This window comes from Salipiger mangrovisoli (genome assembly GCF_015223355.1).
Classification (GTDB): Bacteria; Pseudomonadota; Alphaproteobacteria; order Rhodobacterales; family Rhodobacteraceae; genus Salipiger; species Salipiger mangrovisoli.
In genome coordinates this window covers 1-26,570 of sequence record NZ_JADFFK010000017.1, presented here as the reverse complement: position 1 = coordinate 26,570, position 26,570 = coordinate 1, and the positions used below count along the sequence as shown (strand labels likewise).

The window sequence follows — 26,570 nt, the reverse complement described above, 5'->3', positions numbered from 1 at the left end:
GAAACGCACTCCCCATCATGAGATGGGTATCACCTCGCAGCGCCAGAGCTCATCTACAACGTGGGCCGCAGACGCCGCTTACATTCAAGCAAGGGAATGCACGCCCTCTTGGGGGATTGCTCTTCGCAATATCTTTTGCGCTCTTCCTGCCTCTGCCACTCAGCGGCTGGTTTCCGGCGATCTCACTCTTTGTGGTCGGTGTGGGATTGGTCGAAGAAGATGGTCTGGTGGCGATAGCTGGGCTTATCTTCGGGACGCTATCGATAGGGCTTACCGGGCTCATGCTGTTCTGGATCGCCTCCGGCGCCGAGGCCGCCCTAAGCTGAACCCGACCAGCGCGTGCTGCGATGCTTTGTTGTGCCCCCTCCTGGAGGAGCGAGGTGAGGGCCTGAGCGATGTAGCCGGCGCCGAGCAGATCCATCGTGGGGTCGCGAAAAGTGTCGATGCGTGGGTGAAGACAGCCGCGCCTCAGATAGCGGCTTCTGGCGAAACCAAAACGTCTTCGTTTCTGAAAGCTGCGCGCTATCCCCGGAACGGAATGCAGAAATCAAGTGTTCCCAACGCGACTTCCGACAGTCGCAAGTTGTTACTTGCCTTGGGAGGTTCGAATTAAAGGGACTTAGACACTCGCGTCCCGGCGGAGTTCGACCTGACAGGCCGTCAGCCAGCACTGACGGTCGTTCAAGAGCCGGAGACACGAACAAATTCCTTGCATCCCATAGGCATCTCTTTCAACCTCACAGGGGGTATTCAACCTGAGCCATGCTGAGCACAATGTGGCGATTGCGAAGAATACGCGAGACGTAGCGTACAAAAACCATTAGCGACGACGTGAAACTTTCCAAGAAACCTAATCCAATATTGGTTCCTAATTTCATGCCCACTAAGATTTTTATTTGAGGATTCGATATGAATGGCGGGGGCATTGATGAACGTTTGATTTTGGCCATCGCGCTCTCCGTTGTGTCTGCGGGTGTATGGTTCTTATTCATAGGAGACATAAGATACCGCCACGTTGAGAGATTAGAGGTGAAATTCGAGGCGGCAATGAATAACGGTAGGGTGGAAAGTGCCTGTACTCTGGCGAGCATGCTTGCGACTGGCTATCTTAGGCTGGATGACTACGAGGGTTATAGTGACTGGGTCAGGCAGAAGGCTGAGGTCTGCTCTTACGTAACAGCGGGTGATTGATTGCGTAAATCTCTAAAAGTCTTGCGACCTTCTGGATTTATGGACTGAATCGCACAAGGGTGGATGTGAGTTATATCGGATATATAGCGTTGTAAATGTCCGAAAAATTCCGAGCAAATGAGCGGCACGCATTTTCGCTGGCGGCGAGCCCGCCTCCCAAGCAGTGCGCCACGCCAGAGGACTTGCCTTCTTGCCCTGCATGGCGTTTTGCTGCCGCCATCTGCAACAGCCGAAAGGCAGGACCCTTGAAAACCCGCAGCTTCGCCGTCATCGGCCTCGGAACGTTTGGCAGCACAGTCGCGAGCGAACTCGCGCGCTTTGGCAACCCTGTGCTGGGGGTCGATATCGAAGGGCGCTATGTCACGAGGCTAGCGGAGACCCTGACAGAGGCCGTAATCGCCGATGGCAAGGACGAGGCGGCGCTTCGGGAGGCGGGTGTCGGCAATTACGACGTTGCTGTTGTAGCGATTGGTGAAGACCTCGAGGCCAACGTGCTTTGCACAATGAACGTCAAGATGCTGGGCGTCGAGACCATCTGGGTCAAAGCTCTCAATCGCACGCACCACCGGATACTGACGAAGCTGGGAGCAGATCGCGTCATCCAACCGGAGCAGGAGGTTGGCCAGCACATCGCTCAGATGCTGCACAATCCCCTTGTGCGGGACTATGTTAGCCTCGGGAATGGCTATCACGTGGTCGACCTGAATGTTCCGGCCAAGCTCGATGGCAAGATGGTCGGCAGCGCAGCCATTTTCGAGAAATACAACCTTAGGGCCCTCGGAGCCATGCGCGAGAACCAGTATTTGTCGTGCGAGAATGGCGGACTGACGCTCCAGGAAGGTGACAAGCTTCTACTGCTCGGGAAGCGGACCGACCTGCGGCATTTCGGAGATGACCTGCGCGACGGGAAATGACCAATGGCCCGTATTTATTCCAAGCGTCAGGCCACGCATCTGGCGCCACCCTTGGTCCTGATCCTCATCTACGCCGGATTTATCGTGCTCGGCGCGGTCGCACTGAAGTTGCCCATTGCCACCACAACGCCGATAACCTGGTCTGACGCGACCTTCACTGCCACCTCAGCAGTAACCGTGACTGGTTTGGCAGTGGTTGATACCGGCAGCGTCTATACAGTCTTCGGCCAAATTGTGGTGATGCTGCTGATCCAGCTCGGCGGCCTGGGGCTGATGACCTTTGCCGTGCTGATACTGTCGATGTTTGGCTTGCCGGTCGGCTTCACCCATCGGCTCTATCTGAAGGAAGACCTCAACCAGACCTCTGCGACGGACTTGCTGGCCCTGAGCCGCATGATCCTCAAGGTGGTCTTCGTCTGCGAATTCGTCGGCGCTGTGCTTCTGGCACTCGTTTTCGTGCCCGAAGCGGGCTGGCGCGCCGGTCTCTGGCAAGCGGTCTTCCACTCTGTGTCCGCTTTCAATAACGCCGGCTTCGCACTTTTCCCGGACAGCTTGAGCCAATGGGTCGGCAACCCGATTATCAATCTCACGATTCCAGCGCTCTTCATCCTGGGCGGTCTTGGCTTCACGGTCGCCGCCGATGTTTGGCGGGTCCGAAACTGGCATCGCTTTTCGTTACATACCAAGCTGATGCTGGTTGGCACGCTTGCCTTGCTAATTTGGTCCACCGTGGCATTCGCGGTGATGGAATGGACAAACCCGGGGACGCTGGGAAATCTCGCGTGGTCAGAGCGCCTCTGGGCCAGTTGGTTCCAGGGAGCCACGACGAGAACCGCGGGTTTCAACACCGTGGAGATCGGCAATCTCACCGATGGCACGTCACTCATGTTCATGACGCTGATGGTGATCGGAGCGGGCAGCACGTCCACTGGCGGCGGCATCAAGGTTACCACCTTCATCGTTCTCCTGCTCGCTACGGTCGCCTTCTTCAAGCAACGCGCCAGCATCCATGTCTTCGGGCGAGAACTCGGTCTCGACCAGGTCATGAAAGTCCTCGCCCTCGCGATGATCAGTGTTCTACTGATCCTGTGCGCGCTCTTCGTGCTCCTTCTTTTGCACGAAGGCGATTTCCTCGACCTTGCCTTCGAAACCACCTCGGCCTTTGGTACCGTGGGCTTGTCGCGCGGCATCACCGCGGATTTCGACGGTGTTGGACGCGCAATCATCATGGTGATCATGTTCGTGGGACGCGTAGGCCCTCTGACTCTCGGTTTTCTGCTCGCGACCCGAAGGCCACGTCGGATCGGCTACCCGGTCGGTACGGTGTATCTCGGCTAGGACAAAATCATGAACTTCGTAGTCTTCATCAACGGGCTGGTTCTCGTCTTCTTCGCCGCTCTGATGGTGATCGACGCGCTCATCTTTCCTGATACAGCCAAGGTGTTTGCGCTCTCTGGCGCACTGCTAGGAACATTGGGCGCCATGGTCAGTGTCGCCTCCTCGTCGTCCTTTCTCGGCTTGGGGCGACTTCACACCTTCCTTTTGACCTCCTCGGTCTGGATGACCGCGGCAATTGCCGGAGCGGTACCACTTGCGATGTGGTCTCTCACCCCCGTCGACGCGCTGTTCGAGGCGATGTCGGGGATCACCACCACTGGTTCTACCGTGATGAGCGGCCTCGATACGACACCTCGCGGCATCATCATGTGGCGCGCCGTCTTGCAGGGCGTCGGTGGAGTTGGCTTCATCGTCACCGGCATCGCCTTGCTGCCGATCCTGAAGGTGGGCGGCATGCAACTCTTCCGGACCGAAAGCTCCGATAAAGGGGACAAAGAGTTGAGCAACGCTGCGATGTTTGCCTCCGCGACGCTGAAAATTTACGGCGCACTCATGGGGCTTTGTGCGCTCGTCTATCTCGCCGGCGGCATGAGCCTTTTCGATGCTGTGACACATGCGCTGACCACTTTATCGACTGGGGGATACTCAGGCTACGATGCGTCCTTCGGGCACTTTGAGAGCGCCTTCCTGCAATGGGCGGCAACCCTCTTCATGTTGCTCGGGGCGTTTCCATTTGCGTGGTACATCCGCGGCATCCACCGCCGAACAGTTCGCAGCGAGCAGGTCGAGGCCATGCTGATCACTTTGGCACTCGTCATTATCGGGTTGACTGTCTGGCTCGTCTGGACGAGCGGCGAGGCGCCGCTGATAGCCTTGCGCATGGTGGCTTTCAACGTCGTCTCGGTCGTCACGACAACGGGCTACGCCACCACCGATTACACAGCCTGGGGACCGTTTGCGGTGGTCGCCTTCTTCATTCTCACCGCGGTGGGCGGCTGCACCGGTTCAACCGCCGGAGGGGCCAAGGCCATGCGTTGGGTTGTCTTCAGCAAAGCAGCGCGTGCGCAGCTTAAGATGATCAGATCTCCACACCGTGTTATCTCAATGAAGTACGAGGGGCGTCGCATTGAGGATGACGTGCTTGCGGGTGTCATCACCTTCTTCGTCATCTACATGGGAACCTTTCTGGGGCTCACCACGCTTCTGGCGTTCCACGATCTCGATCTTGCAACCGCAAGCAGCGGGGCACTGACCGCTCTGGCAAATGTGGGGCCTGGTGTGGGGTCAATCATTGGCCCAGCGGGGAATTTCTCGTCCCTAAGTGACTCCGTAAAGGTCATTCTGACCTTCGGGATGTACCTCGGCCGCCTGGAAATCCTCACCGTTTTCGTCCTCTTCACGCCGGTTTTCTGGCGTGAGATCGTGATTCCGGAAGCCCGCTAGAGTGGTTCAGCGCGAATTTTCACAAGACTCGACGCTGCACCACACATTCTGCATCGCGAGAGCGCCGCCGCGCTTCGGCTCGCTGCCATCGTGCTGCTACCGCGATGATCTGGCGCGATCTGGGATGCTTCTCATCTGAGAACGAACGTTGCGCCTCATGCTGCATGCACCCTCGGCTCGACCCAGTCACAAATCCGTCGGGCAAGGCAACTCTTGGGTCGTGGTCATGGCCGAAGGGCAAGTGGGTCCTATGTTCCGAAGCGAATGGAAATAACAGGAATAGGGGCTGGGGAGGGCCTCAGCCATGGCGCGCAGACTGGTGAATCTCGGCAACGGCTTCTGGAATATTCGCTGCACCATGAAGTTCGCCGGGTTGATCAACCTCGGCACGCAGGTCTCGATCGTCCGGCTGAATAGCGGGCGGTTCGTCTTTCTGGACAGCTACGCCTTGCATGGAGAGATCCGGGACCTCGTTATGGCGTTGACGAAAGACGGGTCTTTGGTCGAGGCTGTCCTCAACCTGCACCCGTTCCACACACTTCACTGCGAAGCCATGGCCCGCGACTTCCCCAAGGCGCGGTTCTATGGATCAGAGCGGCACCACAGACAATGTCCGGCAGTGTTTTGGCAGACGGAAACAGTGGAAAGCGACACTGTGGCTGAGATATTCGGCGACGATCTCCAATTTTCTTTGCCAGCGGGCATCGATTATATCTCCGAGGATGAGAAAGTACACGCAGGATCCTTGCTGGCGTTTCATCCAGCCAGTGGGTCGATCCACGTCGACGACACATTGAACATACTGCCGGTACCGCACTTCATGCGTGGCCGGATCCAACGCCTCACATTGCACCCCAGCCTTCAGAAGGCGCTGACATCCGATGACGGGGCGGCCGAGGATTTCTGTGCTTGGCTGGAGGTACTCGGGCGCCGTTGGTCGAACGCGCGGACGCTTTGCGCCGCGCACAACGGGGTGCTTCGTTTCGGCGAAGGTGAGTTCGAACAGCTTGCGCGCACCATCGCCGCGCGCGCCCGCGCCAAGCTGATAGAATAACTATCAAACGCGATTTCGCCGGAGGAGGGTCTTGAGCGCTCAGACGCCCATCACATTCAGAACCGCTGCGGTTTCTGGAATCGCGAAGGTCCCATCCGGGTTCTGAAAAACCTCGCGACCATTTCCCAAAACGAACCGCTGTCGATCTCCGTTTGACTGCCTAAAAACCGTGACGGTCGCGCCGCCTGAGTCTTCGCACTCTATGATCTGAATGTTGATCCAATCGGCTGACATGTCTTCCTCCAGCGCAGTGGTGCCGTCGCTCGATGTCTTGCCTAGCCCAGTGTTTTCCTTAGGGCGATCCTCTGCGAAACGGTCTGGCTAGCGCAAGCGCTGATTTCAACCTTGAGGGTATTGCGCAACCCTTTGCCAGAAGTGTCAATCAAATTATACCGACTGCAATCGTTCCTAGTCGTCACCTGATCGCAGAAAGACCCTGGCAGGCGACGGTTGTGGAAATAGAACCAGCAAGAAGATCGCGCTGATCTTGTACGAGAAAAGCGGCGTTCTGAAAAGGACGCGGTGCTCGACGCCGGCGTTGTTCTAATCCTCAGATCAGATCATCCACGGTGACGGACAGCGCAGCGGCAAGCCTTTTAATAGATTCTAGCCCATGATCTGGATCAATCGGGCACCGCTGTGTTTGGCTCGAAAACGGAGGATCCTGAGCGCCACGCTCGGCAAATCAGAGCATGCCACGCGGTTCAGATGGTATTCCGATGGTCGAGCCCGAACTGTCTGATGGGACCGTCGGTTTCGAGAACCTTAGCAAGGGACTCCTCTGGGCACCCAACCCGATCCCGATCGAGACCGGCCTTGGGCTCTGGACCGATGCCGAAGTTTCAGAAGTGAGTCGGAATGGGGTGCGCTCCAACGGTCGCGCTCTGGCGCCCGCCATGACATGGCAGACCTACGCATCTGAGCGATGCGGACACCGAGGCGCTGATCGCCTACCTCCTTGCGCAGGTTCCGGTGGCGGGTGTCCGTCTCGGTCCTGTTACGGACGCCGACGCGCCGCCAGCGTCTTTCTACCGGGTGACGGTTCCGGGCGGCTGACGTGATGCTGGCTCCGCCAGCAAAGCCTGCTGGCGGAGCCTAAGAGCCCTTACCGCGCGGCCGGGCCGGTATTGCGGCCTACCTCAGTGCCGTCGCATGCCATCTCCTGCCTTCGCAAGGGTGGCAGGGCTGCCACTACGAGGAGCCGCACTCGAGCGAATATGGGGGAGGGTTCGGGTGTCGAGCCAGCTTCGCCTCTCTCAATCCACCCGATACTTGGAACTCAATGCTCACCGCACACATTTCCCTTGTAGATGGGAGCGGCAAAAAAGGCGTCGCTCCCGCTGAGATAAGAGGAGAGAAACATTGCGTATTCTAAAATCCCGTGATCTCGCACGTCGCTCGCATCTGCTTTGGCTCCGCCGCAAATGTGTCATCACGCATCCGGCAGATTCCCCAGTATGATGATAGCGGCGCGGCCGTAAGCGACGCGTCCCACAGTCGCTAAGCTCCAATTAAGTTAAGGCTATTAGTCCTCTCAGGCCGACCAACCTCGGGCCGCTGAAGGAAAGGAACATCTATGAATGCCCTGACGACCCGCCGTACCGCTCTGAAGCTCGGCCTCGCCTCCGCAGCCGGCCTAGCGGTGTCCGGACTTCTACGCGCACAGACCTCAGCGCCGGTCCCCGGTGTGATACCACCGCAACTCATTCGACTTGCCACGCCTCTTCCAGCGAACGAAGTCCATGTCTTTCCAGACGCCTACCGTCTTTTCTGGTCGCTTCCAGATGGACAGGCTTGGATCTATGCCATCCGTGTGGGCCGAGATGGCCTTTACGAGCCGGGAGAATACTACGTTGGCGCCAAAAAGGAGTGGCCCTCTTGGACGCCGACCCCCGGCATGATCGAGCGGGAACCCGAAAAATATGAGAAGTACGCCGATGGCGGCATGCCCGGTGGTCCCGGAAATCCGCTCGGTGCACGCGCACTTTATCTCTTCACTCCAGAACGCGGTGACACATTTCTCCGCATTCACGGGACGGACGATCCTGCCAGCATTGGGCGTGCGGTTTCGAACGGTTGCGCTGGCCTGATAAACGACCAGATCACCCAACTTTATAACCAGGTTCCGATGGACGCACGCGTCGTGCTGCATCCCAAGCGGCTTGACTGAGGTGAACCCCATTTTCCGGACAGGTTTGCGGCGCTCCTAAGCTTGCCTGTTCAACAGGTGCCGCCTGTAGGTCTGGGCTCTGATGGGCCTAGACCGGTGTTCTGCCGTCGAATGCGGCTAGTCAATCTGCTTGGGCGGGAAACCGTAGAGATCGTCGCAGGGCGGCTCCTCGCCATCACCGCTGCCGATGAGGCCGGCGGAGAGCCCCGCGCTCTCTCGCGCGGCCAACTCCTGTGCAAGGCAGCCGCCCTGGCTGAAGCCGGCGAGGCTGATTGCGCTGAGCACGAAGCTCTCTGCCTCCAAAGCTTCGACGCACTCCGGTCCCGCACCGCGGTGAGCCCATGGTCGGTCAAAGATGAAGCTTCTACTCCGATCATATTCAACTCATTGGCGCTTATGCGACTCCGCCAGCAGGGAAGCGCGGTGTCGAATGGCTCTAAGCTGTAGGTGAGGGCACTCCTGCCAGGATAAATTCAGCGCAGCGCACCGCGTCCATTGCGACCCTGACGTCCAGCGCGCACAGGCCTTCTGCAGTGCCGGCGCAGGCCAATTTGGCGGCGTGCGGCGATCTATTCCATGACATAGCCGAGTGCCCGATAGCCTGTGCTTCGTTTTGCGGCCATCCTAGCCAAGACTGGGACCGAACTGTCGACATAGCCGACAACCGCACGTCCCTCTTGCCGTCGTGACGCCGGTGCAGCCTGCCTACATATTGAGCGAGGGGCCTTTCCAGGCGATTGGCATTGTCAGGAACAGTGTATCGAGCCAAGCGTCATCGAAGCCTTCGCCTACATGCTGCTTCACGCCACTCAGATTCCCGATGACCGTGGCCGCAGGATAAGTGTGCCCGGGAAAGGGGGATCGCGCTCCTCACCTGATCAACCGCTCCGGTGCGAGCGAAGGGCGGCCGAAATCGACATAATGATCATCGAAATCCCTATCGAGGCTGGCCAGCGCGTCGTTCACTACCTGCCGGATCTTCCGCAGGGGATGCGCTCTTCAAGGTCCACATAGCTGAACAGCGACCGGCTCTTCTTGTCCGTTCCCCGCATGATCGCGCCGACAAAGTCCTGTCGGCGATGAATCACGTTCTGCAATCCGCATCGAAGGCAGACTATTTCAGCAGGCTGTTATGCGCCAAAATAAGCGAAAGATATTTAGAAGAATACATGGATGAGTAATGGCGAGAAGGCGAGCAGGAGCAATAGGATTCAGGGTGGCAATATATAATCTAGTTGAGCCCCTCCCCGGCTGTAGTCAATACAAACAGGATCCACCCCTTCGGGACATGCACTTCCTTTCACGAAAATCGCGAGTGAAAAACAGGCCAAAAGCGGCCTCAATTTCATCGAATATCCCAAACTTAATGGGGCATTGACACAAAACCATTACGGACCAGAGTAATAGCTAATGAGCGGTGGGTTATTCTCATCTCCAGCGACGAGCATGCGAGATATAGCCTCCCCATCATTGAATCCAATAAATGGACTAAAGGTTTGATCAACAATAATACACTGCCACCCGGATAGTTCGTTATTTAAGAGCCTGTAAAGCTCCCTATAGAAGTTCCTGAACACATCGCGATTTATGTCAGGGGTAATGTTCTTCATGGTTGAGTCCACAATGAACCACTTGGGCATGAAAAGCCCATTTTCAGCAGCCGTTTTGTGGATCGCGAGCCCGTAACATATCTTGAACAAGACCATCTTGCCGCCACTTCCTACGTCCTCAAAAGTCCAAGGATCGGCTTCACGCCCCTTAGAGTAGATATACGGCATCCACGTTTTCGTATTAACTTGCGCCCGATCCCCCTCACCGACCTCAGGGAAATGAATAGCACGCAAAATATCAATGAAATTTCTTTCCAAATCTCGAACGTTCTTCCTCCCTTGTTCAAACTTCCCCTCTTCATCTGCGATATAGCGTTGCAGCTTCGAAATCTCAGCGTTTAACTTATCGGCTTGCTTTTGTCTTTGCTCAAGGTCGGAGGGCATTTCTCGCACCTTGATAAGAAATCGCCGCCGCTCATTCAGCTTTCCGAGTTCGGATTCTATCTTCCTGGCTCTTTGTAGATATTCAGACTCCTTGCTCTTTCGCACCTCTAAAACCTCCTTGGCGACACTTTGACGGCGTTGCTGAATAGCATCTAGCGACCGCGCTTGATTGCGACGCGAGTTTTCTAACCGCCGCAGGCTAAGCTTTAGATCTTCTATTCTGTCTGACAAATCTTGCTCGATAACAGATACCTGAATTCCTGTTGCATCTTCGTCAGTGAGATCCGACTTGCACAAGGCGCAGTGGTGGGGGTCCTTAGGAGGCTCAACGGCCTTTCCGCAACTCGGACATGATACAAACCCAGAGCTATTAAGTATCGACGTCGCGTTGCTCGCGCGCGCCGCCCTCATCTTTAGCGTAATAAGTTCCGACTGAAGGGACTTTTGTTCATTTATCCTAGCGTCCAGGTCAGTCAAAGCACTGAGCTTGTCAGCGTATGCCTGTTCAAGTGCACGAGATTGTTCGCGAAGCTCGTCAGCCAGAAATACTTCTACGTCCCCAAGCTTTTGCTTGCTCCGCTCAGCTTCTAGAGAGTCTTCCAATGAGTTTATTCTATTGACTTGCTGATCAATTTCAGATTCAGAATCGAACCCGTATTTTCTGAGGAAGATAGAAACTTGTTCGGCAGCCTCTCTGAGAGAACGCTGCTTTTGCCGCGTCTCTTGAAGTTGTTGCTGCAGTGAAACAAGTTTATCGCTCTGGAATCCAAGAGAATATTTGAGAACGTCTTTTGACTTCTCTCCCAGAATAGGGGCTTCAAGGTGGAATAGGCTGGAATCTAACTCGGGCTGGTCGAGATAGCAGAAGCGATAAAAATCTCTGAAGCTCAACCTGTGAAGGTCTGAGTTGTCATCACCTTTTCTTTTCCTTACCTTGATGGGCTTAAGTTTGAAAAGATTAAGAATGAAGTCACTCAGATTATAGATATCGTCACCGATAATAGGCTCAGATCCCGCCTGTAGAGGCAGGGTGTCATAGCGCACCCCGCCTTCTTCATTCCAACTAACATCAACCGACGAAGATGAAATGCCGCGCTCGAAAAGAACAACGTTTCCGGAGAAGTCCACCGTAAGCTGAACCTTCAATACCTCCGATGCAATTGCTGGTGTCTTCACCAGCTTTCCACCGAAGCAAAAGTTTACCATCTCCACGATTGTGGACTTCCCGCTAGACATTGCTCCGTGAAAGAAGGAAACGCGAGAACCAAACTCAACAAGCTCTTCAGATTCTTTGCAAATCAGCTTCAGAGACAGGAATTTACACATTAGATATCAGGCCTTGCGCGTTTATTTCATCGTTGAACTCCATATTATGAAGCTCTGGGAAGGTCTCATATATGAAGTTCATGAGGTTAGTGGCGGTCAAATTTAACTCTCTGGATAGCAAGTCTGCTCTCACAGCCATTGCCTTAAAGTCTGGATCGGAAGCGATCTGCCCAGCGACCTCCAAACCTACGTCTGTAAGATCTATGGATATTTTTCGACCTGACGTTCTGAGAGTAACAAGCCCTTTTGAAGCTAAGATGTTTAAGAACTTTCGATATCTATGATCCCAGGGACCAAATCGGTATCGAACCATGCTCGACTCAATAGTGTTTCTTTCCGCTTCAAGAATTCCTATTCTTTCTTTCCGAACCCCGCGAGCGATCAATGCCATTTCGAAATAGGCAGGATATCTGAGCAGAAAGTCTAGCTTCGCAAGTTTTGTGATGCCTTCTATTGCGCTGCTATCCTCTTTGACGAAGGCTCGCAAAAGAACCAAAAGTCTAGCGAGATGAAGAGGCTCATTGTCTTCAAGATATACAACGACATCCACAAGATCCAAGCTCATGGCTTTATTTCCTGCAAGTCGAACTTATCCGACCACCAGTTCTTGCAGTTCTCGGTAAGAATACCAGCAGCACCCATAAGGTGATCGATCTTGCAGCCATAGAGCTTAGCCTTCTCGGTACTCAGCCTGTTCTCTAAGCGCAGTCTAGTCAGTCTATATTGCTCTGACCCATAGGGCTTACCGAGCTTCTCAGCCTCTATCTGAGCCTCAACGCAATCGTGCAGAATCCGCGAGAGCAAATCATTGTACATCTCTTTGGCCTTCACCGCGCCGAACTTCATCACCCACCGGATTTTCAGAACTTCGAGAGAACGCACAGAATCGGCCATAACGTCAATTCTTCGTGCCTCCACCTCGCCCTCCGCCATCTTTTGGAACATCTTTTCGAGGCCTTTAGGAAGTCCTCGTGCGCTGCTATAATCAAACATCTCGACAGGTTCGTCTTGCGGGGCAAGGTATCTGTCAATTAGTTCGTTTATTATGGGTAAGCTGAGAGTTTTTCCTCGCAGCGCAACTTCAGTAAAAACGTCCTCGTAGGGGAGATCCGAGGTATAGAGCTTGGCCTCGAATGCCAAGCGACCTTTACATGAAGCGCGATGAGCTGCAGCTACTATGTCCTCGGAAAGCTTTACCACTGTCTTATATGGTAGATCTTCACACTGTCGGCACTCACCAACCGCGTTCTGAACTGCTCGATCTATGGAAGTGACGTCCTCACGGCGCGTAATGCAAATGGTCTTTGATAGGGTCAAAACCACAGTTTCAGGTGAAACTTCAGCGCGACGTGCAATATTTTCTATAGCAATCCGCTTTGGGCTTGTCGACCTGAGACGTTTTATCGTCGGCTTCTTTTCAATCTCTTGGAGAATCCAAGCGAGGTTTTGTCCGTTTTCCTTTCCTTCCCATAGCTCGTGATTGGTAAGGAATTTGTACTGCAAGAACTTCCCAGGAAATCTGGCTTCTAGCTTAGCAAAGCGAGTCAGGGATTTTTCAACTGCGTCGTCAGTCAGCTTAAATGCAGGGTGCTTACGGTCCCTTGTCTTCACCTGAATCGCTTCAAAGCTGTCGTCGTCCTTTTGGACGATGAGATCTTCAAAATTTTCGCAAATTATTGACTTTGCATAGGACGGGTCGAGGGCCATTTTGAGCAAATAGATGGCAGCAATTGAGAACTGATAATTGAACCGAGCAATCGTATCATCGCCTGGATCATCGACATCGAGCGTCGTCGCGGGAGTGGCAATAGTCAAAAAACAACCCTAGCATACATACGTTTATATAGTGCGAAGCTATCAAAGCGCCATGGGGAAGGCATCAATGCACCATTACCAACAGTCCGCCCCTGGATCGACACCATACTCGCTTTTCGTCGTGAACCTGAACCTAGACATACAGAACTCATCGCTTCATTTATCAAAACAGCACCCCCACATACTACAAAGGTCTCTCCAATCAACGCTGTCTTCTGTCGCCCTTCTTCATTGCTCAAGAGCCTTAGTAAGTTTGTTGATCAACTTCCAGATTTTTCCACGCCAAACGAAGCAAATGATCGGCGTTGTTGCAGAACTCATCAGCTTCCGGGATTCACGGCGTGAATCCGGTGGGCTAAGAGCCTGCCATGAGCATGCCCGAACCTGCCCGCTTCCGTACGACCAACTGGAAATCCTATAACGACGCGCTGAAGCGGCGCGGATCGCTGCTCTTCTGGCTGGACCGGGACATGGACTGGCTTGCGCCGAAGGCAGGCAAGCTCGGACGTCCACCGGTCTTCTCCGACGCCGCCATCCAGTTCTGCCTGATGATCAAGGCGCTCTTTGGCCTGCCGCTTCGGCAAACGACCGGAATGGTCGCCAGCATCCTCGAGATGCCTGGTCTGGACTGGCCGGTCCCGGACTTCTCCACGCTCAGCCGCCGCCAGAAGACAATCGCGGTCCAGCTTTCGTCGCGCCGGGCTCTGGGTCCTCGGAACCTGCTGGTGGATAGCACCGGGATCAAGTTCCTGGGCGACGGAGAGTGGCTGGCGAGGAAGCATGGCACCCACCGCCGCCGCCAGTACCGCAAGGTCCATCTGGCGATGGATACGGCGCCTTCGACACCCGCCGTTGCCATTCGGCGATCCTTGCGGGAGGTGGCACAGGGATCATTCCCATCCGCAGAAACGGCCGCCTCTGGAAAGAAGATTGCCCGGCCGCTTTGGCCCGCACCGACATCCTGAGGGCAACCCGGCGCCTCGGCCGGACGATCTGGAAAAGGTGGTCCGGATATCATGTCCGCAACCGGGTCGAGGCCCGGAAGAGGAATCTGAAATCCTTCGGCGAGCGGATCGCCTCGAGGGCCCCCGACCGCCAGACAGCCGAGATCCACATGCGCGTGGCCCTGATGAACCGCTTCAACGCCCTCGGCACCGCCGAGATCGAACGAGTGGCCTGACCTCAGCTGGGGAAAGGGCCATCATGTCCTGAAGTCGACTTCTGCAACAATGCCCCGGCCAGCGAGTCTCTGCACGTTGACGACACGCTGAATGTTCTGCCTGTGCCAGGAGCTCTGCGGGGGTACGTTCCGCGGCTCCTCCTGCATCCCAAGCTAGGGGCGGCGATGAATGCCGACGAGGACGGTGCAGAAGAGAAGTTCTGCCGCCAGCTCGAGGAAATCGGCGCGCGATGGCGCGGGACGAAGTCGGTCTGTGCCGCCCACAATGGGGGTCGCACGCTTTGCAGACGGCGATTTCGAGCAGGTCATGCGCGGCCTCGCAGCACGAGCTCGGAAAAAGCTAGCTGCTTAGCCTTGTTCCAGGTCTGTGCAGCAGACCTTGCTAGATGCCCATGACCCGCAATTCCGTGGCGGACTCCGGGATGACGAAGGTGCCGTCCGCGTTCGCCTCGACCTTGCGCCCGTTCTCGAGCACGTAGCGTTGGTGAGCTCCATCAGATTGCCTGAACACGGTGACAGAGCGACCGACCATATCCTCGCATTCCAAGATTTGAAGGTTGATCCATTCGGCTGACATGTCTTCCTCCAGCGCGGTGATGCCGTCGCTCGATGTCTTGCCTGCAGCAGTGTTCTGCTTTCTTCCACCGTCGGCGATAAGACGCGATCTCGGCAAGTGGAGATTTCAACCTAAGGTAGATTGCGCTAGCTTCTGCTCGACGTATGACCTTTGAGTAAATGCCCAAAGTGGGCATGGCAACCTCATTGTTCTTCTTTTGTTCTTGTGCGTGTAAGGATAATTATGTATTTTGTTGGGCTCTAATTTGGCCCAATCTCACCCCCGTGCAGATACGCTAACGCAGCGGGAGCTCTACTACGCCACCGCTGCTCCGGCGACGTCACGCCCCGACAGCACAGCACAGAGTGCCGCGTCGCCTCTTCTAGCTTCGCATCTGGGACCGTCAGGGCTACCTGATACCTTGCCCGCTTAGATTGATCGATCAAGTGGTAGCGTGCGACCTCGGCGTTTTCGCTCGGAGCATCAATGGCGTCGCATCGAAATACATCCGGAGTTTTTCCGACTTCATTGTCCAGGCGGCAGCTCAGCCGTTCTTGCCGAGCTGCGCGCGGAGAGAACTACGTATGGTCAATTTGCGCGGTGAGGCCAAGCCGCCCCGGCTCGTCTTGCGGCGGCGGCCCTCGGGGCCGCTTTGATCGTCGTCGCTACCCGGCCGCCTCGACGGGGATCACGTCCCCTGTTCAGAGTACATCGGCGCACCATGCACATCCAGTTCCTCGGGAAACTCCGCCTTGAGAATCGTGCCGCTGTCGGATTCGGTGATGTAGAGCGTCCGTCCTTCCGGACCGCCGAAGGCACAGTTCGTGGTACCGAGGCCACGGGGTGAGCGTACGACCGCGATGGGTCGCCCGAGTGCATCGTGAACCCAGACCAGCCCCATGCCCGTCTGACACACCACCACCCCATTGTTCGAGGTCAGCGCCAGCCCATCGGGACCGGCCCGTCCCCCCGAGAACTGCAGAAACAACCCGGCTTTCTGCACGCCACCACTTTGTGCAAGAGGCAGGCGCCAGACCGCATTGGCCCGTGTGACCGCGACAAAGAGCACGTGCTCGTTGACGTCGAGGACCAGCCCGTTCGGGCTCGGCGCCGTGTCGATCAGGCAGGTCAGCTCGCCGCTGTCGGGCCGCCAGCGGTAGACGCGCCCGCTGGGATCCTGCACCCCGGTCTGGCCCTGGTCGGTGAAATAGAGCGCGCCGTCGCGCCCGAAGTGCAGGTCGTTGCAGCCCTTGAAACCCTCGGTGTCTCGGTCGCGCAGCGCCGCGCTCACGGAGCCGCTCTCGGGGTCGAGCAGCATGATCCCGTTCTGGTAGTCGGCCAAGAAGATGCGTCCGTCAGCATGGATCTTCAGGCCATTGGGCTGGCCATCGTACTCGGCGACCTGTGAGACCGCGCCGCTCGGATCGGCACGGAACACCCGGCCGAAGGGAATGTCGACGAAGTAAAGGTTGCCGTCGCTGTCGAATGACGGCCCCTCGATGAAACTGTCCACCGCATTGCCGCGCCGGTTGCGTTCCGCCCAGTAGGAGGACACTCCCGGACGGCGCAAGTGGGCGGGAAGCTCGGTGAACACCTCGGCGTCGATCACCACGGGGTCAGGGAAGGGATAGGTCACTTGTGTCATCCGAATGTCAGCTCCGGCAGGAACAGGGCGATTTCCGGGAAGGCCACCATCAGAGCAAGGAACAGCAGGATGATGGCGAAGAACGGCATCGTGCCCTTAACCACCTCCTCGACCTTCACCTCGGAGGTGGCGCTGGCCACGACGAAGAGAATGATACCGAGCGGCGGCGTCAGTTGGCCAAGCTCCACGAGGATCACCACGAAGACGCCGAACCAGATCGGATCGATGCCGAGCGCCAGCAGCGCCGGGAAGATCACCGGCACGATGATCGCGATCATTCCCAGCCCCTCCATGAAGCAGCCGAGAATGGCGAAGAGCACCACGATGATGAGCAGGAAGGTCAGCCGCGAGACATTGGCCTCTTCGAGCATGGTCACCAGGCTCTCGCCCGCGCCGGACAGCGCGGTAGCATAGGCGAAGATCATCGAGGCGAAGACGATGAACAGGATATTGCCGCTCATCGAGACCGTGCGCCGCATTGCGGACTTCAACAGATCGCCGCTAAGTCGGCCATACATGCCGGCAATCAGCAGCGCGCCCAGAACGCCGACAGCACCGGCTTCCGTCGGGGTGGCGAAGCCGCCGTAGATGCTGCCCAGCACGATGGTGATCAGCAGCAGGAACGGCAGAATGTCGAACAGCGAGCGCAGCAGTTCGCCGGTTGTCGTCTTCTCGGTCGACTTCGGCGCCAGCTCGGGGCGCAGCAGCACCCGGATGATGATGAAGCCCATGTAGAGCAGCGCCAGCACGATCCCGGGCACCAGGCCGGCGGCGAAGAGCCGCGCGATCGAGGTGTCGGTGAAGGTGGCGTAGATGATCATGGTAATGGACGGCGGGATCAGGATTCCCAGCGTGCCGCCTGCGGCGAGCGAGCCCGCGACGAGGCGCTTGTCATAGCCGCGCCGCGACAATTCGGGAATGGCGACGGTGGACATGGCGGCGGCGGTCGGCGCGCTGCCGCCGGAGATCGCCGCGAAGACACCACTGCCGGCGATATTGGTGTGCAGCAGCCCACCCGGCAGACGCCGCATGAAAGGCGCGACACCGTTGTAGAGCCGCGCACTTAGCCCCGAGCCCAGCAGGATCTCGGCCATCAGCACGAAGAGCGGAATGGCCGCGAGGGTGAAGCTGTTGGCCGAGCCCCAGCTGACGATCCCAAGCGCCTTCCAGCCGGCGAAGCCCTTGATCATCCAGATGTAGAAGAGCCCCGCGCCGGCAACGGCGAATTGCACCCACATGCCTGCCACGATGAACAGGACAAGGACTCCGAATGCGAGAAAAACTTCCATCAGGTGTCGGCCTCCGGGCCGTCATCGCCTGCGGCGGTCGAGCGCCGTCCGCAGAGCAGGAATTGTTCGACAAGGAAGATGCCGAGCACGGAGAACCCGAGCGGCATCAGGAGTTGCGGGATCCACAACGGCGTGCGCAGCACTGTCGGCGCGAACTTACCGCGCGAGAAGGAGCTGTCGACGAGACCGAAGGTCTGCCATGCCAGCACGGCGCAGACCCCGATGGAAAGCACGATGAAGGCGCGCATGATGAGGGCTCGGGCGCCGGCAGGCAGCTGGTCAAACAGGAAATTCACCTGGAACAAGGCCTGGCTGCGCAGCGTGAGGGCGGCCCCGAAGAAGGTCAGCGCCACGACCAGATAGCCCGAGACCTCCTCGGCGAAGCCCAGCGAGTAATTCGCCATGCCGCGCAGGAAAGCCTCGCCCGCAACCAGCAGCACCAGTGCCGCCAGCGCGATCCCGGTCAGCCATTGCGTCGCGCAGGCGATCCAGTCGAAGAGGGCGCCGGCCGAAGCCGGCCCCCCAGGGTGGGTCGTTTCGCTCATCTCACTTCCCGATCGCTTCGCGAACACGCGCCAGCGCGTCCTCGTATTCCGGGCCGTTCTGCGCGGCCCAGCTCTCCCAGAACGGGGCCAGCTTCTCGCGCGCGATGGCAGCATCACCTTCGGCGGGCTGAACGATGGTCATGCCCGCGCCTTGCTGCTTTTCCATCTGGGTCTGCTCGTCGATCAGGAAGTTCGCGGTGATTGCCGCACCCTCTTCGGCGACGATGTTGCGCAGCGCTTCCTGGCTGGCCTCGTCGAGGTCCTCGAAGGCATCGACGTTGGCGATGATCGCGGAGTTGCCGTAATTAACCGGGAAACGCAGGTTGTAGGGCAGGAACTCGCCCCAGTTTTTCGCGCCCCCGGCACTGGCGGTCAGCACACCATCGATCACACCGCGTTCGAGAGAGGTCGGCACGTCGCTGCCGGACAAGGTGATCGGCGCGCCGCCAAAGGCAGAGACGAACTCGCCCTGCTCCGGCGAGGTGACGCGGATCTTGTGGCCCTCAAGGTCATCGAGGCTGTCGAGCTCGAAGGTGGTGAAGATCACCTGCTGCGGGTAGCGGTAGCCGCCCAGCAGCACCACGCCCTGCCCGGCAAAGGCGTCCTCAAGCACCGGCTCGATGGCGGCATAGGCGGCGTTCCATTCTTCCTCGTTCTCGATCAGCATCGGCAGGTTCAGCACCCGCGCGATGGGCACGTTGCCGGAGAAGAAGTAGTCGGCCGCGAAATCGAGAATGCCGTCACCGACCGCCTGGGTGATGTCAGACGAGGCGATCTGCAGCGTTTTGCCCAGGTGCAGGGTGATGTCGACGCCCGCTTCCTCGGCGGCGCGCTCGGTGATCCGCTCCATGCCCTGCACGGCGGCGGTGGTGGGAACCGCGGAGTAGGTGTAACCGGTCCAGTCCGCGGCCTGTGCTGCGGCGGTGGTGCTGACGAGGGCGGCAAGCGCCGTGATGACAGTGTGCTTCATTGATCGGGCCTTTCCTTTGGCCAGGAGTTGCATCGCTTGTCGCGCAGGATGGCGGTTAGTGCCACCCCCGCGCAGATCTGATGTCACAGGTCCGCGGGAACCTGATCGGGGGCGAAGGTTGCCAGATGCGCCGCCACGCAGTGCTCCAGCGCGGTGCCGATGCGGCGCACGCCTTCGGTGCCGGTGACGAAGGGGTTCGGCTCGCCCTCGGCGCGGGTCTCAAGCGCATCGAACTTGGCGAAGGTATCGTCCAGTGACGCGTGGTTCGACAGGAAGACATCGACGTTGTCGCTCTCGCCAAGCGCGCCGATCTTGTCGGCGGAGTCCATCATCTGCAGGAAGCGGTCAGGCTTGGCGCCAAAGTTGAGACCATTGCCGCCCCAGATCACCGCCTTGTGCTGCTCGCCGCCATCCTGCACGGGCACGATGAGCGCGATGGTCCCAGGGGTGTGGCCCGGCGTCGTGACGATGCCGACGTTGGTCCCGCCGAGCGATACCGTATCGCCATCAGCGACCGAGGTCTCGCGCGCCGGTGGGCGACCCCAGAGTTCGTCATCCGGCAGGTCGGGTTTGGCGATTTCTTCCCAGTCCGCCTCGGACATGATGATCTCGGCCCCGTATTTTTCCTTGAGGTAGGTCGCGCCGCCGTAGTGGTCGCCGTGCCCATGCGACACGATGATCTTCTTGATGTCGGCCGGATCGAGTCCGAGCGCCACGAGACCATCCTCGATGTAGCGCTGCGCCTCCTCCGCGTTGTTCAGCGCGTCAAGCAGAATGATGCCGTCGTCGGTCGTGACGGCCCAAGCGGTCACCCAGCCGGTCCCAAGGAAGTGCAAATTGTCGAAGGCCGAGGCCGGACGCGGATCGCCCTTGTTGATCAGCTTGCCCAGCACGTCGTGCATCGAATGCGGGTCCATGTCGTAGGACTTGCCAATGTTGTTGCAGTTGTTCAGCACGTAGGACAGCTCGTCCCCCGCCGCCTCGGTGGCCAACGCGAGGTGACGCTCCGACAGCTCGGCGTCACTCGCGGCCATCGCCGGGCCGGCCAGGAGGCTGGCGCCGAGCAGCGCGCTTTTCAATCCGGTTTTCATCTGTTTCTCCTCTTCACAGATACTCGGTCGGGTGTCGGTGTCAGGTCGCGTCTTGCGTCTTGGGCCGCGCGAACTTCTTCTTCAGGATCGGGCCGACGATGACGGCGACGGTCAGCGCGACGATGACAAGGCTGGTCACGTTGCTGAACAGGACCATCCAATCACCGCGTCCGATACGCAGGGCGAGGCGCAGGTTCTCTTCCGCAAAGCCACCAAGGATGAGCCCGAGCACCACCGGCGGCAGCGGAAACTTCAGCTTGTCCATGACCCAGCCGACGGCACCGAAGCCCAGCATCATGTAGACGTCGAACATGCGACCATGGATCGAATAGACCCCGATCAGCATGAGCACGATGATGATCGAGCCGAGCAGCGGCCGCGGCAGGTTCAGCAGCCGCGCGAAGCTGTTCGTCGCCAGCGAGCCGCCCAGCAGCACCAGAAGAATGGCGCCGAACAGGAACTGCCACATGAAGCCGAAGACGATGTCGGGATTGTCGCGGAACAGCATGGGACCGGGTTGCAGGCCGTGCACCAGAAGGCCGCCCAGCATGACCGCCGCAACGGCGGTGCCCGGGATGCCCAGCGTCAGCGCCGGGATCAGGGCCGAGGCTGTGTCGGCATTGTTGGCGGTCTCAGCGGCGGCGACACCCTCGGGCTCGCCCTCGCCCCAGGCTTCGGGGTTCTTCGAGGCGCGGCGCGCTTCGTTGTAGGACATGAAGGCCGCCATGGACCCTCCCGCACCGGGCAGGATGCCGATCCAGATGCCGATGAAGGACGAGCGCAGCCAGGTCTTCCAGAAGTGCTTCATCCTCGGCAGCGTTTTCCAGATCGGCTCGGTGCCGAGTTGGCTCTTGCCAATTCCATCGGTCTTCAGCGGTGTCTCGAGCAAGTCGATGACCGGCGGCAGCGCGTAGAGGCCAACCAGCAGGATCACCATGTTGATGCCGTCCAGAAGTTCGAGCTGGCCGAAGGTGAAGCGGTCGTTGCCATAGATCGGGTCCGAGCCGATCACCGAGACAAAGACGCCAAAGCAGGCACTGATCAGCCCTTTGATCGGGTTGCCACCAAGCAGGAAGATGATCGAAGCCAGGCCGAAGACCGCGACCCAGAACACCTCGGACGGGCCGAAGAGCAGCGTCACCTTGGACAGCGGCGGCGCCAGCAGCATAAGGGCAAAGGCCGAGGCGATGCCGCCGATCGACGAGGAGACCACGGCGACCTGCAGCGCGAAACCTCCCTGCCCCTTCTGTGCCATCGGGTACCCGTCGAAGGTGGTTGCCACTGCCGCCGGGGTGCCGGGGATGCGCAGCAGCACCGCAGGGATCGCGCCGCCGTACATGGCGCCATTGTAGATGCCGGCCATCAGGCCAAGCGCCACCAGCGGCTCGAGGCCGAAGGTGAAGGGCACGAGAACAGAGATCGCCATGGTGGCCGAAAGCCCGGGCATGGCGCCGACGACGATCCCGGCGACCACGCCGATGATCACCGCGAAGAAGTTCGTCAGGCCGAAGACTTCGGGAAGTGCGTGGAGAAGATCGGAATACATGGCGGCCTCAGTTCTGCCAGAGACGGCCGGCAGGAAAATCCTGCGACATGCCGAAGTCGAAGATCAGGTAGACGGCTCCGACCACGATCACGGTCGCGGCGAGCAGGCCAAGCGGATTGCGGAAGCCGAAGAGCGCGGACACCAGCGGGATAATCGCGATGGTGCTCGGGTAGAAACCGATGAAATCGGTGGCCAGCGCGTAGCCGACGATCAGCGCAAATGCCCCGATGACGCGCATGGGCGCACGGCTCAATTGAACCGGAGGTTCTCCGTCGGAGGCTTTGCGCTGGTCCCGGACCAGAAGCGCAACGGCCAGAACGACAAGGCCGCTCAGCATCGCCCCCGGAAGCAGGGCGGAAATCGGTCGCAAATCGGTCGTGGCAAGAAGGAAGAAGGCGGCCACGACGATGATGCCAATGGCGGTCAGCGTTTCGGGGCGCAGCAGGCGGGATGTGTGTCGGTCGGACATGGGTCGGCTCCCTGCGTCTGAAGCTGCGGCGGCGGTACTTTGCCCTGCCACCGCGCTCTATAAGGAAAAGAGAGAAAAGGCGGGGACGCGGCTGGCGCTGCATGCACCGGGCAGGGCCCCCTGGGAGGAACTCAGTTCCAGGGGGTCTCGTCCCAGACAGCCTTGGCAAGATCCCACAGCTCCTGGGTCAGAACCTGGAAGTCATCGCCTGTGACCACTTCGACCGGGTTCGAGGTCGCGGCCATCGCTGCGAGGAACTCCTCGTCGCCGTTGAGCTGCTCGAAGGCGGCAACAAGCTTGGCCTCGACATCCTCGGGCAGGCCCTTGGGCGCGACGAAGCCGCGCATCGAGCCGTTCACCAGCTCGTAGCCCTGCTCGGAGAAGGTCGGCAGGTCGGGCGCAAAGTCCGAACGCTCGGTGGTGGCGATGCCCAGCACGTTCAGGTCATCCTGAAAGCTGGCGACCTCGGAGATGTTGAGGATGCCCATGGCCACGTGGCCGCCCATCAGCGCGGTGCGCGCCGGGGCCGAGCCGCGGAACGGCACGATGGTGAACTCGGACTCGGTGAGGTTCTGCAGCTTGATCAGCATGAAGTGGTCGTCACCGCCGAGGCTCGACATGCCGACGGTCACCGCACCGGGGTTCGCGCGCGCCTCTTCGACGAGCTGGTCCATGGTTTCGATGCCGCTGCGCTTGGAGGTGACGATCACGTTGGGGTCGTTCACCACGTTCGCCAGATAGGTGAAGCTTTCGGCCGAGTAGTCGGCTTCGCGGTCGATGGTGCGCGCCATCATGCCCGGCAAATTGAAGGTGCCGAGGGTGTAACCATCGGGGTCTGCGTTGGCGACTTCGGTCACACCGATCTGGCCCGAGGCACCCGGCACGTTCTTGACCACGAGGCTCGCGCCGTCACCGAGGTATTTCTCGATGAAGGGCGCGGCAGTGCGCGCCATGACATCGGTGCCGCCGCCGGCGGAGTAGCCGACGATAACCTCGATCGGCTTCTCCGGGTAGTCCTGCGCCATGGCGGCGCCGGCGATCAGCGTGGCCCCGATCACGGTGGCGTACTTGATGGAATTGAACATCTTTTTCCTCCCTTGGTTCAACTCGTTGTTCAGTCGGTCGGCAGAGCACAGCCCAGCTTCTTGAGCGCTGCGTCCACCCACGTCCGGTCGTTCGTGCCTTCTGCGATGGCCTTCATCTGGCGCACCTCGGCGTCCTGCTTGGCCTCGGTCTTGGCCAGCACCTCCTCTGCGTCCGCCAGCGGCACGGACAGCACGCCGTCGGCATCGCCGATCACGATGTCACCGGGGTTGATCACCATGCCTCCAAGGCAGATCGGCACATTGATCTCGCCGGGCCCGTCCTTGTACGGGCCGCGGTGCGTGACGCCGACGGCAAAGGTCGGCAGATTGGTTTCCACGAAGGCGTCGAGGTCGCGGATCGCTCCGTTGAGCACGAAGCCCACGACACCGCGCTTGATGGCGTAGGCCAGCATCAGCTCACCCATCAGCGCATTGGTGGTCTCGCCACCGGCGTCCACCACGATCACGTCACCCGGCACGGCCATGTCGATGGCCTTGTGCAGCATGAGGTTGTCGCCGGGGCGGCATTTCACCGTGATCGCGACACCGGCCATGCCACCCGAGGCATGCATCGGACGCAGTGTTGGGCCTGCGGCGCTGAGGCGCGACATGGAGTCCGAAACGTTGGCGACGGGCAGCTTGGAGAAGGCCTCGACAAGCTCTTTGGATGCGACGTTCTCGCGGGTGCAGATACGGAAACCGATCGACATGGATTAGTCCTCTACCTTGGAAAGGGTGGCGCGCGCGCTGTCCAGCAGGGCGCGGTTGATGATGCGTTGCGGCGGGAGCTGCTCGCCGGCGAGATAGCTGATGATGCCGCTGACCGCGTCGACGCCGACCCGGGCGTTCGCCTCGGCGGTCACCCCGCCGATGTGCGGCGTGACGACAATCCGCGGCTCGTCCCAGAACTGGTGGTCCGCGGCGGGCGGCTCGACAGCGAAACTGTCGAGGCCCGCACCAGCCAGCTTGCCGGAGCGCACTGCCTCGAGCAGCGCGGCCTCGTCAATCAGCCCGCCGCGGGCGGTGTTGATGACGTAAGCCCCGTCGCGAATTTTCGAGAAAGCCTCCGCGTCCAGAAGGCCGCGGGTCTGGTCAGTGAGCGGGCAGTGCAGGCTAAGGAAATCGGACCCGGCAAGCAGCTCCTCGAAGCTGTCGCATCGGGTGGCTCCGATCGCGGCAAAGGCCTCGTCGCTCGCATAAGGGTCATAGCCGATGATCTTCATGTCGAGGCCGACGGCGATCTTGCCGGTGGCGCGGGCAATGGCGCCCATGCCCATCAGGCCCAGCGTCGCGCCGGCGATCTCGCGGCCCTTGAAACCGGGCTTCTCCCAACGGCCCTCGCGCAAGCTGGTGTCGAGCGGCAGGACCCGCTTCACGCAGGTCATCAGCAGGGCGATGGCATGCTCGGCGACCGAAACCGCGTTGGCGCCTGTGGCAACGAGCACCGGGATGCCGCGGTCCGCCGCGGCCTGCAGGTCGATGTTGTCGACCCCGACGCCGTGCTTGGAAATCACCTTGAGCGAACCGGCATCGGCGAGCACGCTGGCATCGATCCGGCCCATGCGAGACACGATCCCCACAGCACCGGTCTTGTGGATGTATTCCTTGATCACCGCGCTGTCGGCATAGGGAGGCGTGTGCACCGTCTCGTAGCCATGGTCGCGCACGTATCGCGCTGCGCTCGGATGCAGATCCGGTCCGGTAACGAGAATGGTTTTGCTCATCGCGTAGGTCTCCACATCCTCCGCGGCAGGGCGGAAGGCATTCGGTCTCATGTTTTCGATTGGAGCCGCGCCCTCTCCTAGGGGCGCCGCTTCCTCCTGCCGAAACGGGATATTGGAAAGTTTTACTTCACAACAGCGAATAATTCTGCTTTGCAGATTAAGCAAAACTGGATAAATTCATGGACACCCGCCAACTCAAGACCGTTGTGGCCATTGCCGCCCATGGCACCTTCGCGCGTGCTGCAGACGTCGTCGGGCTGACCCCCTCTGCCGTCAGCCAGCAAATTCAGACCCTCGAACAAGAACTCGGAGTCCGCATCTTCGAGCGCGCTTCGCGGCCCCCGCGCCCAACCGCTGAGGGAATGCAAGTTATTGAAATGGCGCGCAACATGTTGCGCCTCGAGGATGACACGAAGGCCAGCCTGCGGGGGGATCGGATTTCGGGAACACTCATGCTCGGGTCGGTGCGTTCAAGCGCGCTGAACCTCCTGCCGAAAGCCATCGTGCGGATGCGCCGCGATTACCCCGAGCTGAAGCTGAACCTGCGTGTCTCCCTTTCTTCGACACTCATTGCCGACGTCGCAGCAGGACGGCTCGACGCTGCGGTGGTTGCCGAGCACGTCGGGTTTCCCTCGTCACTCCGGTGGAGCACATTCCTGAAAGAGCCGCTCTGGCTGATCGCCCCGCGGGGAAGCGATCTGCGCGATCCCGTTCAGGCGCTGACCTCACTGCCCTATGTCCGATTCCGCAGCGCGGTGCCCCTGGCCAACGTGATCGACACCGAGCTGTCGCGCATGGGCGTGGTCGCCAACGACATCGCCGAGATCGACACCATCGGCTCGATCGTGACCTGCGTGCGCCAGGGGCTCGGCATCTCCGTCGTGCCCCACGCAGCGCTCACCGAACCCGAGGACAGCGACCTTGAACAGGTACCTTTCGGCACCCCGCAGATTTCGCGTCACATCGGTATCGTCGAGCGCGTGGTCTCACCGCGTGCGGAGATCATTGCGCGGCTGCACGAGGTCCTTGCCGATCTCTCCGAAGAGCACGGAGTCCATCGCAACACCTGAGCCGGCGACGCGCTGCGGCGGCCCTCAGCGAGGCAACTGCGCTGCCTCGAGCACGGCGCCCGACACTTCGCCCGGCGACATCAGCCCCAGCAGCCCGATGTCGCGGTGAAGCTCCCGCTTGAGGATGCCGATTGCCTTGCTCACGCCCGCCTCGC

At 59.3% G+C, this 26,570-nt stretch carries 24 protein-coding genes and 2 pseudogenes; 8 read left to right on the top strand and 18 right to left on the bottom strand.

All coding sequences use genetic code 11. The features are described 5' to 3' along the window. The first annotated feature begins 17 nt into the window (after positions 1–17). The gene (locus IQ782_RS20090) at positions 18–326 is read left to right on the top strand and encodes an exopolysaccharide biosynthesis protein (RefSeq protein WP_194136468.1); all 309 of its coding nucleotides are present in this window, start codon (positions 18–20) and stop codon (positions 324–326) included. A gap of 411 nt (positions 327–737) precedes the next feature. Here IQ782_RS20090 and IQ782_RS20085 read toward each other — a convergent pair whose 3' ends face one another. Next, positions 738–950, bottom strand: coding sequence for a hypothetical protein (locus IQ782_RS20085; protein ID WP_194136467.1), 213 nt, complete (start codon positions 948–950; stop codon positions 738–740). 336 nt (positions 951–1,286) lie between these two features. On the opposite strand from IQ782_RS20085, the gene IQ782_RS20080 reads away from it, so the two are divergent. From IQ782_RS20080 to IQ782_RS20065, 4 genes are all read left to right on the top strand, one after another. Further along, entirely contained in the window at positions 1,287–2,105 is an 819-nt protein-coding gene (locus IQ782_RS20080) for a potassium channel family protein (RefSeq protein WP_194136466.1), read from the top strand. Positions 2,106–2,108: 3 nt separating this feature from the next. Further along, positions 2,109–3,443 carry a TrkH family potassium uptake protein gene (locus IQ782_RS20075; protein ID WP_194136465.1) on the top strand — a complete coding sequence of 445 codons (1,335 nt, stop codon included), beginning with the start codon at positions 2,109–2,111 and terminating at the stop codon, positions 3,441–3,443. Positions 3,444–3,452: 9 nt separating this feature from the next. Next, complete coding sequence (locus tag IQ782_RS20070) at positions 3,453–4,886, top strand: TrkH family potassium uptake protein (protein WP_194136464.1); 1,434 nt, start codon at positions 3,453–3,455, stop codon at positions 4,884–4,886. A 304-nt stretch (positions 4,887–5,190) separates the two neighbouring features. Further along, positions 5,191–5,940: a hypothetical protein gene (locus IQ782_RS20065; RefSeq protein WP_194136463.1), complete on the top strand. Its 750-nt coding sequence runs from the start codon at positions 5,191–5,193 to the stop codon at positions 5,938–5,940. A 39-nt stretch (positions 5,941–5,979) separates the two neighbouring features. Here the strand turns inward: IQ782_RS20065 and IQ782_RS20060 are convergent, their stop codons facing one another. Next, entirely contained in the window at positions 5,980–6,174 is a 195-nt protein-coding gene (locus tag IQ782_RS20060) for an MHC class I heavy chain (RefSeq protein ID WP_194136462.1), read from the bottom strand. A gap of 1,342 nt (positions 6,175–7,516) precedes the next feature. Here IQ782_RS20060 and IQ782_RS20055 point away from each other — a divergent pair. Beyond that, positions 7,517–8,110: a L,D-transpeptidase gene (locus IQ782_RS20055; RefSeq protein WP_194136461.1), complete on the top strand. Its 594-nt coding sequence runs from the start codon at positions 7,517–7,519 to the stop codon at positions 8,108–8,110. Between the two features lie 117 nt (positions 8,111–8,227). Here IQ782_RS20055 and IQ782_RS20050 read toward each other — a convergent pair whose 3' ends face one another. The 5 genes and pseudogenes from IQ782_RS20050 to IQ782_RS20030 all read right to left on the bottom strand — a co-directional run bounded on the left by IQ782_RS20050 (position 8,228) and on the right by IQ782_RS20030 (position 13,245). Beyond that, entirely contained in the window at positions 8,228–8,395 is a 168-nt protein-coding gene (locus tag IQ782_RS20050; RefSeq protein WP_194136460.1) for a hypothetical protein, read from the bottom strand. 588 nt (positions 8,396–8,983) lie between these two features. Further along, a pseudogene (locus IQ782_RS20045) lies at positions 8,984–9,162 on the bottom strand (transposase); the annotation flags it as partial. 336 nt (positions 9,163–9,498) lie between these two features. Beyond that, positions 9,499–11,430, bottom strand: coding sequence for an AAA family ATPase (locus tag IQ782_RS20040; protein ID WP_194136459.1), 1,932 nt, complete (start codon positions 11,428–11,430; stop codon positions 9,499–9,501). After that, complete coding sequence (locus IQ782_RS20035) at positions 11,423–11,995, bottom strand: hypothetical protein (protein WP_194136458.1); 573 nt, start codon at positions 11,993–11,995, stop codon at positions 11,423–11,425. The genes IQ782_RS20040 and IQ782_RS20035 overlap by 8 nt, the downstream gene beginning before the upstream one ends. Beyond that, entirely contained in the window at positions 11,992–13,245 is a 1,254-nt protein-coding gene (locus IQ782_RS20030; RefSeq protein ID WP_194136457.1) for a dsDNA nuclease domain-containing protein, read from the bottom strand. Before IQ782_RS20030 ends, IQ782_RS20035 begins: the two co-directional genes overlap by 4 nt. Positions 13,246–13,613: 368 nt before the next feature. Here IQ782_RS20030 and IQ782_RS20025 point away from each other — a divergent pair. Then, a pseudogene (locus IQ782_RS20025) lies at positions 13,614–14,425 on the top strand (IS5 family transposase). A 382-nt stretch (positions 14,426–14,807) separates the two neighbouring features. Here IQ782_RS20025 and IQ782_RS20020 read toward each other — a convergent pair. The 11 genes from IQ782_RS20020 to IQ782_RS19970 all read right to left on the bottom strand — a co-directional run bounded on the left by IQ782_RS20020 (position 14,808) and on the right by IQ782_RS19970 (position 25,345). Further along, positions 14,808–15,098: a hypothetical protein gene (locus tag IQ782_RS20020; protein ID WP_240989429.1), complete on the bottom strand. Its 291-nt coding sequence runs from the start codon at positions 15,096–15,098 to the stop codon at positions 14,808–14,810. 571 nt (positions 15,099–15,669) lie between these two features. After that, complete coding sequence (locus tag IQ782_RS20015) at positions 15,670–16,626, bottom strand: SMP-30/gluconolactonase/LRE family protein (protein ID WP_194136456.1); 957 nt, start codon at positions 16,624–16,626, stop codon at positions 15,670–15,672. Beyond that, the gene (locus IQ782_RS20010) at positions 16,623–17,915 is read right to left on the bottom strand and encodes a TRAP transporter large permease (protein WP_194136455.1); all 1,293 of its coding nucleotides are present in this window, start codon (positions 17,913–17,915) and stop codon (positions 16,623–16,625) included. The genes IQ782_RS20015 and IQ782_RS20010 overlap by 4 nt, the downstream gene beginning before the upstream one ends. Continuing rightward, positions 17,915–18,460, bottom strand: a complete 546-nt coding sequence (locus IQ782_RS20005; RefSeq protein ID WP_194136454.1) for a TRAP transporter small permease — start codon at positions 18,458–18,460, stop codon at positions 17,915–17,917. Before IQ782_RS20005 ends, IQ782_RS20010 begins: the two co-directional genes overlap by 1 nt. Position 18,461: 1 nt before the next feature. Beyond that, positions 18,462–19,430, bottom strand: coding sequence for a TRAP transporter substrate-binding protein DctP (gene dctP, locus IQ782_RS20000; protein WP_194136453.1), 969 nt, complete (start codon positions 19,428–19,430; stop codon positions 18,462–18,464). An 83-nt stretch (positions 19,431–19,513) separates the two neighbouring features. Continuing rightward, on the bottom strand, positions 19,514–20,521 hold the full coding sequence (locus IQ782_RS19995) for an MBL fold metallo-hydrolase (RefSeq protein WP_194136452.1): 1,008 nt from the start codon (positions 20,519–20,521) through the stop codon (positions 19,514–19,516). A gap of 40 nt (positions 20,522–20,561) precedes the next feature. Next, on the bottom strand, positions 20,562–22,067 hold the full coding sequence (locus IQ782_RS19990) for a tripartite tricarboxylate transporter permease (RefSeq protein WP_194136451.1): 1,506 nt from the start codon (positions 22,065–22,067) through the stop codon (positions 20,562–20,564). Between the two features lie 7 nt (positions 22,068–22,074). After that, the gene (locus tag IQ782_RS19985; protein WP_194136450.1) at positions 22,075–22,536 is read right to left on the bottom strand and encodes a tripartite tricarboxylate transporter TctB family protein; all 462 of its coding nucleotides are present in this window, start codon (positions 22,534–22,536) and stop codon (positions 22,075–22,077) included. Positions 22,537–22,667: 131 nt separating this feature from the next. Further along, entirely contained in the window at positions 22,668–23,621 is a 954-nt protein-coding gene (locus tag IQ782_RS19980; protein WP_194136449.1) for a Bug family tripartite tricarboxylate transporter substrate binding protein, read from the bottom strand. Between the two features lie 29 nt (positions 23,622–23,650). After that, entirely contained in the window at positions 23,651–24,331 is a 681-nt protein-coding gene (locus IQ782_RS19975; protein WP_194136448.1) for an RraA family protein, read from the bottom strand. Positions 24,332–24,334: 3 nt separating this feature from the next. Next, positions 24,335–25,345 (bottom strand): hydroxyacid dehydrogenase, encoded by a 1,011-nt coding sequence (locus IQ782_RS19970; RefSeq protein ID WP_194136447.1) that lies wholly within the window; start codon positions 25,343–25,345, stop codon positions 24,335–24,337. 179 nt (positions 25,346–25,524) lie between these two features. Between IQ782_RS19970 and IQ782_RS19965 the strand changes: the two genes are divergently transcribed. Further along, the gene (locus tag IQ782_RS19965; protein WP_194136446.1) at positions 25,525–26,415 is read left to right on the top strand and encodes a LysR substrate-binding domain-containing protein; all 891 of its coding nucleotides are present in this window, start codon (positions 25,525–25,527) and stop codon (positions 26,413–26,415) included. Positions 26,416–26,570: the final 155 nt, after the last annotated feature.

Excerpts from the sequence above, each read along its gene's own strand:
- IQ782_RS19995 (WP_194136452.1), bottom strand. The coding sequence starts at position 20,521 with ATGAAAACCGGATTGAAAAGCGCGCTGCTCGGCGCCAGCCTCCTGGCC.
- IQ782_RS20070 (WP_194136464.1), top strand. The coding sequence starts at position 3,453 with ATGAACTTCGTAGTCTTCATCAACGGGCTGGTTCTCGTCTTCTTCGCC.
- IQ782_RS19985 (WP_194136450.1), bottom strand. The coding sequence starts at position 22,536 with ATGTCCGACCGACACACATCCCGCCTGCTGCGCCCCGAAACGCTGACC.
- IQ782_RS20085 (WP_194136467.1), bottom strand. The coding sequence starts at position 950 with ATGGCCAAAATCAAACGTTCATCAATGCCCCCGCCATTCATATCGAAT.
- dctP (WP_194136453.1), bottom strand. The coding sequence starts at position 19,430 with ATGAAGCACACTGTCATCACGGCGCTTGCCGCCCTCGTCAGCACCACC.
- IQ782_RS20075 (WP_194136465.1), top strand. The coding sequence starts at position 2,109 with ATGGCCCGTATTTATTCCAAGCGTCAGGCCACGCATCTGGCGCCACCC.
- IQ782_RS19965 (WP_194136446.1), top strand. The coding sequence starts at position 25,525 with ATGGACACCCGCCAACTCAAGACCGTTGTGGCCATTGCCGCCCATGGC.
- IQ782_RS20065 (WP_194136463.1), top strand. The coding sequence starts at position 5,191 with ATGGCGCGCAGACTGGTGAATCTCGGCAACGGCTTCTGGAATATTCGC.
- IQ782_RS20090 (WP_194136468.1), top strand. The coding sequence starts at position 18 with ATGAGATGGGTATCACCTCGCAGCGCCAGAGCTCATCTACAACGTGGG.
- IQ782_RS20055 (WP_194136461.1), top strand. The coding sequence starts at position 7,517 with ATGAATGCCCTGACGACCCGCCGTACCGCTCTGAAGCTCGGCCTCGCC.
- IQ782_RS19975 (WP_194136448.1), bottom strand. The coding sequence starts at position 24,331 with ATGTCGATCGGTTTCCGTATCTGCACCCGCGAGAACGTCGCATCCAAA.
- IQ782_RS20035 (WP_194136458.1), bottom strand. The coding sequence starts at position 11,995 with ATGAGCTTGGATCTTGTGGATGTCGTTGTATATCTTGAAGACAATGAG.
- IQ782_RS20005 (WP_194136454.1), bottom strand. The coding sequence starts at position 18,460 with ATGAGCGAAACGACCCACCCTGGGGGGCCGGCTTCGGCCGGCGCCCTC.
- IQ782_RS19990 (WP_194136451.1), bottom strand. The coding sequence starts at position 22,067 with ATGTATTCCGATCTTCTCCACGCACTTCCCGAAGTCTTCGGCCTGACG.
- IQ782_RS20060 (WP_194136462.1), bottom strand. The coding sequence starts at position 6,174 with ATGTCAGCCGATTGGATCAACATTCAGATCATAGAGTGCGAAGACTCA.
- IQ782_RS20010 (WP_194136455.1), bottom strand. The coding sequence starts at position 17,915 with ATGGAAGTTTTTCTCGCATTCGGAGTCCTTGTCCTGTTCATCGTGGCA.
- IQ782_RS19980 (WP_194136449.1), bottom strand. The coding sequence starts at position 23,621 with ATGTTCAATTCCATCAAGTACGCCACCGTGATCGGGGCCACGCTGATC.
- IQ782_RS20040 (WP_194136459.1), bottom strand. The coding sequence starts at position 11,430 with ATGTGTAAATTCCTGTCTCTGAAGCTGATTTGCAAAGAATCTGAAGAG.
- IQ782_RS19970 (WP_194136447.1), bottom strand. The coding sequence starts at position 25,345 with ATGAGCAAAACCATTCTCGTTACCGGACCGGATCTGCATCCGAGCGCA.
- IQ782_RS20015 (WP_194136456.1), bottom strand. The coding sequence starts at position 16,626 with ATGACACAAGTGACCTATCCCTTCCCTGACCCCGTGGTGATCGACGCC.
- IQ782_RS20080 (WP_194136466.1), top strand. The coding sequence starts at position 1,287 with ATGTCCGAAAAATTCCGAGCAAATGAGCGGCACGCATTTTCGCTGGCG.